The sequence below is a fragment of the Pseudomonas sp. C7.1 genome (assembly GCF_056312395.1).
The window spans coordinates 388,724-400,584 of the sequence record NZ_JBWDTL010000002.1; the positions used below are offsets into that span (position 1 = coordinate 388,724).

Below are 11,861 nucleotides of genomic sequence, written 5' to 3' on the forward strand. Positions count from 1 at the left end.
TTGGCATAGAGAAAGCCGAGCCGCGCGCATGATTTTAGCTCGATGTTTGGCATAGCCGCAGATTAACCCGCCCCCCCGCCTACAAACTGCGGCACGACTTCCAAGTAGCGCCCCCCAGGCCCCGCAATAGCATGAACCCGCAACCCCATAATCTGGGCCATCGGTATATGCAGCTCATTACCCACAGCAGTAGCGCCGATGTTCTGCCCCATAGCGCCCACTCCATCAAATCCAGCAGAGCATTTCAAAACCAGCTGGCTCGCTGCGGCTGTTGGCCATGCGACGACTGTAAACTCCAGTACGTGCCTTGAAGGTACATTCGGCAACATCAGAACAAACTGGCCTCCCGGCCCTTCACCAACCTCGAATACCTCAACCCGGCCAGCGGTCATCGGCACATCAAGCTGGCCGGCCTCGGTCAACTCATGAAAGGTGTGCACGCCAATCGGGTGGCCCCAGTCTGCTGCCGTTGAAGTACCGTTCGATATGTAGTGAAAGCCTGAAACCAGATCGACGTAGTGGGCCGCTATTGAAGGCGGTGCCCCTGTTGGCGCGCCATTGCCACTCGCCACGTGTTGTACTTCAGCCATCATGTATCTCCTTGTGTAGCAGGGCTAGACCCAGTTGATAACGGAACTCGTAGGAACCTGCGTCAGAGCCGCGCCGGTGCGTGAGTTGTAAGAGCCGCGTAGGCTGGACGTCGGGAAGCCCACAAACTGCTGAGCCGTGCCGGACTTAAACCCCGTAGGGCTGTAAGCGTTTTGCACACTGCATATCGATGCCGGGCCGGACATCGTCCAGAGCGCAAGTAGCTTGTTTGAGTAGAGGTGCAGCCCTGCATATGCTCGGGCAAAACGCGGCCCGCCTAGCTCAAGGTAAGCCGACGGAGGCGATTGAGATTCAAGCAAAGTCCCAACAACAAGCGGCGCGAAGCCATCGTTCCGAATGGCTCTGTCTAACGGCTGTAGGCCGGTACTGGGTAGGTTGCTGCCTATGCCCTGCGCGCCATCCTGATCAACCTGTTCGCTGTCCACTTCCAGCACAACGTCAACCGTGGTGCGGAACTGCGCCACCCCAACCTGGTTAAGTGTGTCGCCGCGCAGCTCAAACGACACATCTGGGTTTGTGCTGCTAAACAGCTCCGGTCCGGCTCTGTAGTTCAGCTCTCTGCGCAACTCTGCCTCAGCGATAACAGCGCCGTTGAGGCTCAGGGTTTGCTTGATAACCTCGGTGGTAGTGCGGTTGATGTTGAACGAAACACTCCCCGCAAAGTACTCCGTGTCAAGCAGGGGCGAGCCCAGATTGGGGATCGGCGAGCCGTCGTCTGCAAAATAGGAGTTCACATTTGATTTTTCAGTGATGCCGGATGCGCTAATGCTAAAAACCGTATTGGCGGTCACCTCATTACTGCCGCCGCGTTCAAGCAATTGCACCTCGCCATCATCGTCAAACCAGGCGGCGATCACTGTGCTGCCATAATCCCAACGCACCACCCCATCGCGGGCGCGCCAGTTAATTGGCCATATCACAATATCCGGCGCATCTTCAGGAGTCACCACGGCTGCGGCGTACGTCACGCGCGGCGTCGTTATTGCACGCCCCTGATACTCGGCAAAAAACTCGGGGCCGTTATCGGTCTCAACCCACACGCCATCCAATAGCCCAACCGATTGCGCGTTCTGGCCCACTCTTGCCCGGTATTCATTCCACTGCACATCGTACTGCGTGCGGCTCGGAGCTATGGGCGCGCTGAGATACTCAAGTTCAGCAGTAAACACCTCATCCACTCGCGCTATGCGCACTAAAAAAAAGTCGGGTCCATAGCCAGTGGCGCGGAATATCGCCGCATCGCCACGGCGGGAGACGTCCGCCAGCTGCATTTGATCGGGCAACATAGCGCCAGTGACACCACCAGGAACCTCCGGATATAGGGTGACCGGGACTGCATCGTCGGGTGCCTGTAGCGACACAATAGACACCTCCACCCGGCGGCCCGTCGGGCCACCCGATACCCCCCTGATGCCCACAAAACAGCACTTTCCAGGTGCCTCGGCATAGATGAAACGAGCAGCCGCCTGCAGCTGATCAGCCACCTTTGACACCTTGCGCCATTCAACGCCATGGACGTAACCGGCACTCCAGCAAAGAATGTCCACCGGCCAGCTCCAACCGCGAGCCTCATCTGCCAGCGCTTCCTCGGGGGAACGAACAGCGCCAGGCGCATCAGGCACCGTTAGCAGCCAGTTGTCCCCGTTCTGCGGTGAGTTAATTTCGACCGTGGCACCGTTCGGCAGGGTCAGCTCTCGCCCACGTACAAGACCATGACAGGGGAAGCCAAAGGCTCGATAGTCAGGGAGGGTCAGCTCGATATCGATCATGGTTCGCCTTTCCCTCCGCCCGGAGTGGCCTTGACTGGGCGTTTAGCAAAGCGAATCTCGCCAACCTCGCCGTTTGCGTCGTGCATCGTGATGGCGTCGACCTGCGGCAGCTCCAGCGCGACCAGCCCGTCCGTTGTAATCAGCACGGTTGAGCTGTCGTGATACGTCCGGGCGTACTCGGCGGTGTCACCCACGCTACCCTCAATAAGCGGCCAGGAAATTCCGCCGGCACCTGTCGGTGGGGCAACATAGGGCACGCTGACTCGCTTACCAGCACGCGCGCCGCGACGGGCAGCGACGGGCAGCCCCTCGCGGCGCTCCGGCTGCAACAGGCCCTGCAGGTCACTGATTAGCCGCTGATAATTCATGCAACCTCCATTAAAAGTTGGTCGCTCGGTAGCACAACGGGGTATGTATGCTCGCGCGTTGCCTCGGTCGGGTCACGATGCTCGGCCGCGATATCCGGCGTTGTGATCTGCAAACGGCGGGGGTGGCTTTCCGAACTGGGTGTTTCCCAGCCGTAGTTGCCGGCGAATCCGTCGATATCTTCGCTGTACGGGGGCGACGCGGGCCGGCCGCCCAACTGGGTCGCCAGTTGGGCAATGGACTCGGGCGGCTCGCCAAAATCGAATACAGCTCGGGCCGGCAAGGTGAAGCCAGCACCGGTCGCAACTTGGCCAACGCGGGTCAGCGCCAGCTCTAGTTCGGCCACGGCCTCGCCGCTGTCGTGATCCCAGCGCACGGCCCCGCGCCGCAGCTTGCCTTTTGCGCGCATGCCGAGCGCCTCGACCTGGACGGTATGCACCAGGTCGAACACGTCATCGGTGACCGGCACTTGGAATGCCAGGCGGCTCTGGCGGTGGCTGGCATGCATGCGCGTTTTCTCAAGGGCGAATGCGGTACGTAGGAGGTTCTCGCGGCGGGCCGGCTCGTCCTCATCAAGAATCCAGTCGCCCAGTTCGTCCTGCACCGCCGTATCGGGACGCGGGCCTTCCTCGTCTTCCCAGGCACCGCCGTCAAACTCGACCTCGTCGGAGTGACGGGCCGACCCACCGCGCATGCCGTAAGCCGCTACGGAGCCGGGAACCTCCAGCGCCAGCTTGTAGACTTCGGTCAGCGTCTGTGCCACGCGGGCACCCACACGCGCATTGAAGGCCAGCATATGCGGGTCGGCAGTAAAGCGGTTGCCCCAGGAACCGCCATTGCCGCATGGGTTGGGCATCGAGTGCGGCAGCGCCTCGTAGGTAAGCCCAAGCGTCGTCCAGTTTGCTTGATCGAGCGCCCCGGTCAGCATGCTCACGGTCGGTAACTCGGTGTCGTCGCCCAGCCAAACGCAGAACGACCCGGCCGGGTGCTCCCAGGCGAAGGTGTACTCGCGGTGGCGCAGGCGCTGGTAACGGTACTCGACTGTTAACTCCACCCGGTTGATCAACTGATCGGCAGTTGCCAGATTGAGCTGCAGCGAGCCGTCAATGATTTCGTCGGCGGTGAAGCGGTAGTGTGCTGCCGGTGCAGCCTCCCACTCCGTCAGACGGAACTGGCCTTCAGCGCTGCAATCGAGCGACAGTGCGCGAGTGCTGAGCAAGTTAGCGGCGTAGCGTTCGGGGTCGTCGATCTGGCCGAACACGCCCTCGGCATAGTCGCCCGGCACCAGGGCGGCGATCTGCTCAGCAGTCATAGCAGCCAGACGCCGCTGGCGCTGACAGGTGGCTGTCATGGTGAGCACCTGGCTGGAAATATCGACGCTCGGCTGCATGGCCTCGCCGGTAAACCACAGCGCCTGCGCGGCGACCAGGTCACCCTCCAGACGTTGGTGATAAAAGGTCACTGGCTGCCCGGTGAAGGCGTCCGGCGCGAATACGCCCGGCTCGGGCAACAGTCGCAGTGTGCAAAGTCGGCTGCCCGACTCTTCGAACTCGATACTCGCCACGCCTGTCAGCCTGGCGGATACGTCTTCGCTACCGATCTGCACGCGCAAGCGCCAGACCTGATTGTCTGGCACGGTCACCACCTGGCTGACCGATGGCGGCGAGGTATTGAGCGAGGCGGTGTTAAGGGCGCTGAGACCGAGCATGCTTAGCCCCCCACCAACACATTGCTGGCCTGATCGACAAGGAGATTGCCGGCCGCGTCCGTCAATGCGCCATCCGGCCCCGGCTCGGGATCGGTGCCTCCGTCTTGCTCCAAGGCTTCGACTCTAGCCGTCAGCGCCGCAAGCTGGCTGACCAGGTCGTGCAAGGCACCTGCGGTCAGTTCGATGAATACCGCACTACCGGCCGGCCACTCAGCGGCGGCCGTCCCCTCCTGGGCGCGGTCGATTGTCAGCACGCCTCCCGCCTGGGCCGTCACCGTGACGATTTCCCAGGCGCTACGTGCCGCATTGGTCAGCGTCACCTTGTACCAGGTGCCATTACCGAAGCTCAGTAGACCGGCCGCTGAGACAGGTACTGTCATCTGCTCGGCATCCGCCGGGAGCGTTGCGCTCAGCCCTGTTTGCCAATGGTTGATAAATCGCTGCATCACGCCTCCCGCGCGTCAAAAGACCAATCGACCAGCTCGCGACTGTCGTCTGTTTCGGTAACCGGCCCATCGGTGAGCACCATCAGTCGAGGCAGCCAGCCAACCCGGTACGCGCGGGCACCGGGGATCGGCGCTACGTTGGCCAGGTTGCCGTCCAGCACCAGACTGGTATCGACCCAGCCGCTGCCCACGGCGGCGATTGCCCAGGGCTGTTCGTCCGGGCGGCGGTGCTGCGCAGACGGCAATTCGTAAACCAGTCCCGTCCCCCCACCCACTTGGGGGCAACGCACAGCAGCTCCAGTGGGCGGCTGTAGTCGAGCGACTCAAGGGCTGGGTCGAGATGGCCGGTGGCGCTGATCGAAGTAGCCGTCTTGCGCCAGTGGGTTTGTTTGACGCCTCGGCCGCTGGCCATACGCAGCTCGCGGCTGCCGCCAAAGGATTCGTAGCGCTGCCGGATCGGTCCGGAGTGCGGCAGTATCTCGATGCCACCGAGGACGAGCGGGACAATGTGCTCAGTCATTTCCGACGCATTCCTACCGTGCCGTGCATCAGGCGTGCGCGTTCCAGATCGTCTTGGAAGCGCTGCACTTCGTTCGGTGTACCTTCCAGGGCATAGGAACCGCCCCATGGCATGGCCAAATTGAGCGGCTGGCGTTCGCCCATGCGCTCCAGACCCTGCGGCAATGCGGGGAAGTCGGGCACGAATGGCTCGCGGCCCGGCAGCTCGCCTGTGCGGTTCATGTAGTCGAGGTTTGCCGCGCCCAGGCGCTGGGCCGAGCGGGCGTTGAGCATGAATTCTTTACGCGATGCGGCGACCAGGACGCTGTCACTCACCGTGCTACCGGGGCCGTCGATCCAGCCACCCGTGGCGCGTTTGATCGGTTTGCCGGTGATGATTTCTGCAGCCTGGTCATTAGCTGCGCCGGATGCTTTCGCGGCATCTGCTCCCGCGCCGATGTAGTTGACCGGGATCACCATGTACTTTTTCAGGCGCTCGGCCAGCTCTTTGGCCTGTTGTTCCAGGTACTCGGCGGACTGCTCGAAACCCGTAAACTCGATATTAATTCGCTTGAATGCCTCGGCCTGAGCCAGCAGTTCATCCATCTGCGCCTTGATCGCATCAACGCGGCCTTTGGCATCGATGCGCTCGACGTCGGCCTTGGTCTCATCCAGGCGCGCAGCCTGGTCGGCGATTAGCCCCAGCTCATCGGCGATACCCGCGAAGCCGTAGCTGTTGGCACCGCTTTCCTTGAGTTCGCGCAGCACCTCGGCGGCTTCCCGCGCTTTGCGAATAGCGCCCTCAGAGTCGCCCGCTTGCAGCGACTGGCGCGCGCCTGCCTTCAGTGCAGTTACATCACCAAAGGTTGCCGGGCCGTCATCAGCCGGTGCGCGCATGTCTTTGGCGAGCTGCTCGAACTCTTTCGCCAGGGCGGCGCGGGCTTTCATCGCGGCCTGGGTTTTCTGGTTGGCCGCTTCTAACTGTTTGTTGGCCGCTTCGTAAGCCAGGATTTCTTTGCCCAGCGCGTCCTGGATGTTTTTGAGGTTGTCGGCCTTGATCTTGGCTACAGCTGCCGAATGGCGACCCTCGGCGGCCTCGCGCTCGGCGTGCTCATCTTTGATTGCGCCCAACGCCTTGCGGTAATCACTGGCCCTGCGCTGTGACGCCAGCGCGTCCTGGTTGATTTCGTCGGAGGTGTCCTGCCGGCTGATCAACTCGCCCTGGGCGCGGTAGTGTTCCTCGGCCAGGCGCAGGCGCTCGGCATACGCTTTGCGCTCGGCATCGGTCATGCGGGCCAGCGACTCGGCCGGCAGAATCACCGCATCGGCATACTCGGTGGTTTTCGTCACTGTGGCCTGCAAGCTAGCCTGGTAATCGGCCTGGCTTTTTTGCAGCTCGCGGATGCCATCAATGGTGTCGTACAGCTCGACCAGCTTGCCGCCCGTCCAGGCGACCACGCCCAGGGCCAGTGCGCCCTTGGCCAGCTTGGCCACGTCCGCCAGGTTCTTTAGTTTGGGGATCAGGCCAGTTGCCTCAATGCCCATCGCCCCCAGCGCGGCACGGCCTGCGCCGCTCACGGCGGGCAGCTTGCCCAAGTGCCCGCCTAGCAGCAGCAACGGGTTTATCAACCCGCGTACCGCTAACCCGAGCGGCACTACTACGGTGGCCATAGCACCCACTGCCAGCGTGGTATTCCGGACGGCGGGATCTAGCTGGGCGAAAAATGCGGCAACTTCTACCGCACTTTGTCCCAGGCGTAACAACTGCTGCGCAAGGTCAACCAGCCCTTGGGAGACTTGCGGATCGCTGATAGTGGCAGCCAGATCATTGATCGCCTGAATCAACCCACTGGTATCAGCACCGGAAAGCGCCTTGCTTACTGCATCGCGCAGCCGGGTCATGGCTGCGCCCACGGTGTCTGGCAGCCCCTGAGACTCGGCGCGAATCACATCGAACTGGCTAACCAGCGCGTCGGTTACCATTGCTGCAGTTAGCTCGCCCTCGGCTGCCATCTTGCGAAGCGCACCGATAGGCACGCCCAAGCCCGCAGCCAGCGCTTGCATAAGGCGTGGTGCCTGCTCGGCCACACTGTTGAATTCGTCACCGCGCAACGCCCCGGCTCCCAGTGCCTGGGCAAACTGAATTACGCCATTTTGTGCCTCGGCGGCCGTCGCACCGGACACGCGAAACGACAGCGCCACGGTTTCCGTCAGCTTGAGAATGTCGTCCTGACTACGCCCCGCCTCTTTCAGTGGCCGGCTGATACGGCCGTAAAGGGTCACCAGAGAGTCAACCGGCGCAGCACTGCGCTGTGCGATGCCCTCCAGGTTGGCCAAGGTGCTGTTGAACTCTTCTTGTGAGCTGGTGGCCAGGCGCAAGCGTCCAAGCATGGACTGGTACGCATCCACGGTAGTGGTCAGCCCCTCGATACCCCGCAGCGCCGCCGCCATGCCGGCATAGACCCCGACAAAGGCCACAGCCCCCGCCATGCGGGCTTGCCCTAGGGCAGCTGTCCAACCATTGGTTTGAAATACCAGTTCGGCGGTACGCTGGCGTAGCCGCACCTTGGCCTGCGCCAATTCGGCCAGGCTCAGCCCGCCTTGGGTGGCTAACACGCGGTACTGCTGTTGTAGCGCCACGACCTCGTTGCGGATCTCGCGGTGTGGTCGCACGTTCAGCGCCTGGCGCGCACCGGCAATGCGCGCTTGCTGGTCAGCGGCCTGGCTCGCTTGTGCCAAATCAGCCGCTAAACGCTTCTGCTCACTACTCAGGCGGCTGGTATCCACCCCCGCGCTTTTCAGCGCGCCGGACAACTGGGCGAGCTGGCCTTTTTGCCCGGCAATGGCCTGCTCCATTGCCCGCGCTTCGCCCGTCATTGCGCGGTAGGCTTGCTGCTGCGCCCTGGTGGGCTTCTCGGCGCGGACCAGTTCATCGGCAAGCTCGCGGATGCGTGCGCGGGTTGCGTTGAGTTGGGCCTGGTTCTCAGCTAGGCTGGATTGCATATCCCGAAAGGCATTGATCTGCCCTAGCGGCTGCTTGAGGCGTTCCACCAACTCTTGATAGCCGGCACGAAAGTCCTGCAACTGACGGCGACCATCGCGGGCATCGACTGAAATGGAGAGGCGTACATCACTCATGGAAACAACCCTGATTATGCTGGTGTTGGCACTGCTGCTGTTTTACTGGCCGGCTGCATTCATCGGCGCGGCGCTGCTGATCGCTGCTATCGGCCTGTTGGTTGCGCTGGTCGGGTTTTCTCTGCCCAAACTTCATTAACGTCCTTTTTGCGCCGCCTCGGCCGCGCTAGTCGCTTCATCCAACGCCGCTAGCCAGGTGCCCCAGGGGTAACTCCATAACTGGGTGTGGCCGTGCCGGATCAGGGCGCTGGCGTTTCGTTCAAGTCGTTTGAGAGCCGTTCCAGGAGCCGTTTTCCGGTCTCTGTGATTCGCTCCCTTAGGCCGAAAAAATCCTTGTTTACCTCCCGGCAAGCATCAAACAGCTCGCGCACCTGGTTGGGTGTCAGGCTGTCCAGGTCGTTTTGCTTCACATCCGTCATGGCCATCAGGTCGGCCAGGCTGATTTCGGCAATCAGGGTGTCGCCCACCAGGTCGTCACCCGCGCCATCGGCGGTGCGCTTCAACCAGGCGCGAATCTCACCCACGGTCAGCTCGCGCACAGTCACGCTCAATGCGCCGAGTGCAATGGTCTTTGTCAGGGTCATGCTCATAACCAAAGGCTCCAATGCCGGGCCTGTGCGGCCCGGCGTTGCGGGTGGGTTTAAAGGAAGGTGGCGCGCCAGAAAGGCGACTCACCAGCCGGGCGCGTCGGGTCGGCCAGCACTTCCCCCTTGCTCAGCAACTTGCCGGGGTTCTCGCCATCGATCAGCGCCAGTTCCTCGGCGGGCGGTGCCTTCCAGCGGTGAATCTCGACAACTACCGGGCGGCCGCTTTCGGCTTCGTTAAGGCCGTCGAATACCAGACGGTACTCGGCACCGGCTTCTACCAGCGGTTCAATGCGCGTGGCCTGGGTGCTGGTGTAGGCGATGGTGGCCGGGGTCGGCGCGGTGATGACCGCGCTGTCTTTCGGTACGCTCAGGCCGGCCGCCGAAACATTCACCGCCGACAATGCAATCGGGGTGCTGTCGCTGGTTTTGGTCAGGGTGATCGACTTAGGGCCTGGAAACTCGGTCATGCTCAGGCCACCCGGCTGCAGCACGATGGGTTCGGCGGTCACCGTTTCGGGCGGCAGGTCAATAATCTTGCCCTGCAGCACCATGGCGAGGTTTTCCTCGGGCCATTCCTGCATCTGCACGTCGAGCGTGATGCCATCCAGGGTGTCCAGGGTGGCGAGGTTGCCGCCACCCGGTTTGCGGTGTTGCTTCCAGGCCATCTGGTTGGAGCGGTTGGCGAACTTGAGCGTTTCAACGTCGCCCAGGTCGCGCAGCGGTGCGTCCACAACGCCCAGGCGCTGGGCGTGAACAACGCCAACGCCCTTAAATACTCGTGGCTGTGCCATGGTCACTTGCCCTCTACGTGTTCGCCGACCTTGAAGGTTTCGACGATAAGTTTTGCGTCCGCCTCGGACACGGGAATAACCGCGCCCTTGGGGTGTTTCTCGCCGGCATGGCGGTGGCCGTTATCGCTGGTGATCTTGACCTTCACCTTGGCTGGCTCGGCTGGCTTCGCCTTGTCTGCGGCTTTTGCTTCAGTTGCCATGTGCCCCTCCTAGCGGGTGCGTGGGTGTTCAAATTTCACCGGCCAGGTGATCACCCAGGCGGCGGTGCCGGCTTTATCCAGCCCGGCGTGGTAAAGATTGGCGGCGCGCATATCCTTGGCGTTGATGCTGTCCTCCAGCGCCAGGCCGCATCGGCTGCCCGGCAACGCTGCCTGTAGGGTGCTGGCCACCTGCAGCACATTCAGGGCACGGGGTAGGCCCTTGGCATCACCGGCCAGCACCACCACAACAGCATGCCCGTGGGTGATTAGCTGGCCACGGCCATTGACCTCAAACTTCAAGCCCTCCAGGGCAATGCGGCAGGCGCGGGCTTTGGTTGCGTAGCGCTCCAGGTCGGCCGGGCTGAACCGCCCGCCATGCAGCGCGACCTCAACCTTGGGCGTAACGCCCTGGTACAACTCAGCGGCCCAGGCTTCGATGCCTTGCAGCACCTGGTCAGCGGTTAACTCAGTCATTGGCCAGGCTCTCTAGGTAGTCATCAATCAAACCCACAACGTCATCGCGGTCCTGGCCTTCCAGGCCCAGGAACTCGCGCTGCTCGATCCCTCGGTCTGGGTCGCCGTACTGGTGTGTGGCCGCATAAATCAGCGGGCTACCCACCAACACGCTATCGCCCTGCACCTCGTAAGTGATGCTGTCCAGCAGGTGGCCATTGCCTTGCAACAGGCTCTGGCCGCTGTGCCGGGTTTCGGCGTACTCGGGCGACCAGTCCGGCCATCCCTGGCCGCCTGGGCTGGCTTTATCAACCGCAATGCGCCGCCGCGTCTGGCTCTCGACCTCTGCGCCGATCCCTTCCAGGAGCGGCGCGGTGTCCAGTTGTGCCAAGCGCTCCAGCCGGCCAGCCAGGCGTGGTTCAAACGCTAGGTTGGTGCTGATGGCGGCCCCAGTCACAGCAGGTCACCAAAGCGCTTGGGCTGGCTTTCAAACCAGGCCTCGCCGCTGCTTGCCTGCTCGGGCGGGGTTGGCAGGCCAAGGCCTGCGTCACCCGATGCCACCCGACGCAGGTAGCTGATGGCGTCCTCATAGCGCTTGCGCTTGTCCTCGGTCAGCGCACCGCCCTCGCTCGAAAGCAGGTACAGGGCGATATCGCCGACCAGGCCGGGGAAGCGCTCAGGCACCACCGGCAACGGCAAGCGATGCTTGGCGCTGACGTAGCTGTCGATTTCGGCACTGGCGCGGGCCAGTGCGTCCTCAACCACCAGAGCATCAATCACCCCGTCATCATCACGGTCGGCCACCAGCAGCACGGCGTTTTCGCCGTACTGCTTGATAAAGCCCGCCAGGGTTGCGTAGGCCATGGGTTAAGCCTCGCCGCCCTGAGGGTCAGCTGGCGGCGTGTCGTCTTTCTGCTCGCCGTCCTTGGAGGCAGGTGGAGGCTCAGTAGCGGGGGCCGCTGCGGGTTTAGCCGCTGCCTTGGCGGCCGGCTTTTTCGCGGCTGCTTTGGCACTGCCTCCAGCCTTGGCCGCTTTCGCGGCTGGGGCCTTCGCGGGCTTGGCCGCTGCCGCTGGTTTGGCATCCTTGCCAGGGTCAGCCGAGGTAGAGCCACCAACAGCGTCCGGCTCGGCCAGCTCACCATCGAGCAGCTCAACGGTAAGCACCGGGTCGGCCTGCAAACGCTCCAGCTCGGCCTCGGTAAAGCGGTCGGCCGGGTGATCGGTGGCGACTTTGCTGTGGGCGATGCCACAGCGGCGGAAGCCGTCCAGTTTCGAGGTGATACGAATGATCATGGC

15 protein-coding genes are annotated in these 11,861 nt (G+C 62.6%); 1 reads left to right on the forward strand and 14 read right to left on the reverse strand.

All coding sequences use genetic code 11. The features are described 5' to 3' along the window. Positions 1–62 precede the first annotated feature (62 nt). From AC0T4W_RS03050 to AC0T4W_RS03080, 7 genes are all read right to left on the reverse strand, one after another. Positions 63–590 (reverse strand): hypothetical protein, encoded by a 528-nt coding sequence (locus tag AC0T4W_RS03050; protein WP_476315895.1) that lies wholly within the window; start codon positions 588–590, stop codon positions 63–65. Between the two features lie 24 nt (positions 591–614). Continuing rightward, positions 615–2,378, reverse strand: a complete 1,764-nt coding sequence (locus tag AC0T4W_RS03055) for a hypothetical protein (protein ID WP_476315897.1) — start codon at positions 2,376–2,378, stop codon at positions 615–617. After that, positions 2,375–2,746 (reverse strand): hypothetical protein, encoded by a 372-nt coding sequence (locus AC0T4W_RS03060; RefSeq protein WP_476315900.1) that lies wholly within the window; start codon positions 2,744–2,746, stop codon positions 2,375–2,377. Before AC0T4W_RS03060 ends, AC0T4W_RS03055 begins: the two co-directional genes overlap by 4 nt. Beyond that, entirely contained in the window at positions 2,743–4,452 is a 1,710-nt protein-coding gene (locus tag AC0T4W_RS03065) for a hypothetical protein (protein ID WP_476315903.1), read from the reverse strand. Before AC0T4W_RS03065 ends, AC0T4W_RS03060 begins: the two co-directional genes overlap by 4 nt. Positions 4,453–4,454: 2 nt before the next feature. Continuing rightward, the gene (locus AC0T4W_RS03070; protein WP_476315906.1) at positions 4,455–4,832 is read right to left on the reverse strand and encodes a hypothetical protein; all 378 of its coding nucleotides are present in this window, start codon (positions 4,830–4,832) and stop codon (positions 4,455–4,457) included. A gap of 65 nt (positions 4,833–4,897) precedes the next feature. After that, complete coding sequence (locus AC0T4W_RS03075) at positions 4,898–5,188, reverse strand: hypothetical protein (RefSeq protein WP_476315908.1); 291 nt, start codon at positions 5,186–5,188, stop codon at positions 4,898–4,900. Between the two features lie 226 nt (positions 5,189–5,414). Then, complete coding sequence (locus AC0T4W_RS03080; protein WP_476315911.1) at positions 5,415–8,534, reverse strand: tape measure protein; 3,120 nt, start codon at positions 8,532–8,534, stop codon at positions 5,415–5,417. Here AC0T4W_RS03080 and AC0T4W_RS03085 point away from each other — a divergent pair. Beyond that, the gene (locus tag AC0T4W_RS03085; protein WP_476315914.1) at positions 8,533–8,673 is read left to right on the forward strand and encodes a hypothetical protein; all 141 of its coding nucleotides are present in this window, start codon (positions 8,533–8,535) and stop codon (positions 8,671–8,673) included. The two genes, AC0T4W_RS03080 and AC0T4W_RS03085, sit on opposite strands and share 2 nt — an antisense overlap. A gap of 100 nt (positions 8,674–8,773) precedes the next feature. Here AC0T4W_RS03085 and AC0T4W_RS03090 read toward each other — a convergent pair whose 3' ends face one another. The 7 genes from AC0T4W_RS03090 to AC0T4W_RS03120 are packed head-to-tail and all read right to left on the reverse strand — an operon-like array spanning position 8,774 to position 11,858. Beyond that, entirely contained in the window at positions 8,774–9,124 is a 351-nt protein-coding gene (locus tag AC0T4W_RS03090) for a hypothetical protein (RefSeq protein ID WP_476315917.1), read from the reverse strand. A 50-nt stretch (positions 9,125–9,174) separates the two neighbouring features. Beyond that, the gene (locus AC0T4W_RS03095; protein WP_476315920.1) at positions 9,175–9,912 is read right to left on the reverse strand and encodes a phage tail tube protein; all 738 of its coding nucleotides are present in this window, start codon (positions 9,910–9,912) and stop codon (positions 9,175–9,177) included. A 2-nt stretch (positions 9,913–9,914) separates the two neighbouring features. Continuing rightward, a complete protein-coding gene (locus AC0T4W_RS03100; RefSeq protein WP_476315923.1) occupies positions 9,915–10,112 on the reverse strand; it encodes a DUF7210 family protein in 198 nt (65 codons plus the stop codon). Between the two features lie 9 nt (positions 10,113–10,121). Continuing rightward, the gene (locus AC0T4W_RS03105; RefSeq protein ID WP_476315926.1) at positions 10,122–10,586 is read right to left on the reverse strand and encodes a hypothetical protein; all 465 of its coding nucleotides are present in this window, start codon (positions 10,584–10,586) and stop codon (positions 10,122–10,124) included. Continuing rightward, a complete protein-coding gene (locus AC0T4W_RS03110) occupies positions 10,579–11,022 on the reverse strand; it encodes a phage virion morphogenesis protein (RefSeq protein ID WP_476315929.1) in 444 nt (147 codons plus the stop codon). Before AC0T4W_RS03110 ends, AC0T4W_RS03105 begins: the two co-directional genes overlap by 8 nt. Continuing rightward, positions 11,019–11,429 carry a gp436 family protein gene (locus tag AC0T4W_RS03115; RefSeq protein ID WP_476315932.1) on the reverse strand — a complete coding sequence of 137 codons (411 nt, stop codon included), beginning with the start codon at positions 11,427–11,429 and terminating at the stop codon, positions 11,019–11,021. The genes AC0T4W_RS03110 and AC0T4W_RS03115 overlap by 4 nt, the downstream gene beginning before the upstream one ends. A gap of 3 nt (positions 11,430–11,432) precedes the next feature. Next, on the reverse strand, positions 11,433–11,858 hold the full coding sequence (locus tag AC0T4W_RS03120; protein WP_476315935.1) for an HI1506-related protein: 426 nt from the start codon (positions 11,856–11,858) through the stop codon (positions 11,433–11,435). Positions 11,859–11,861 lie beyond the last annotated feature (3 nt).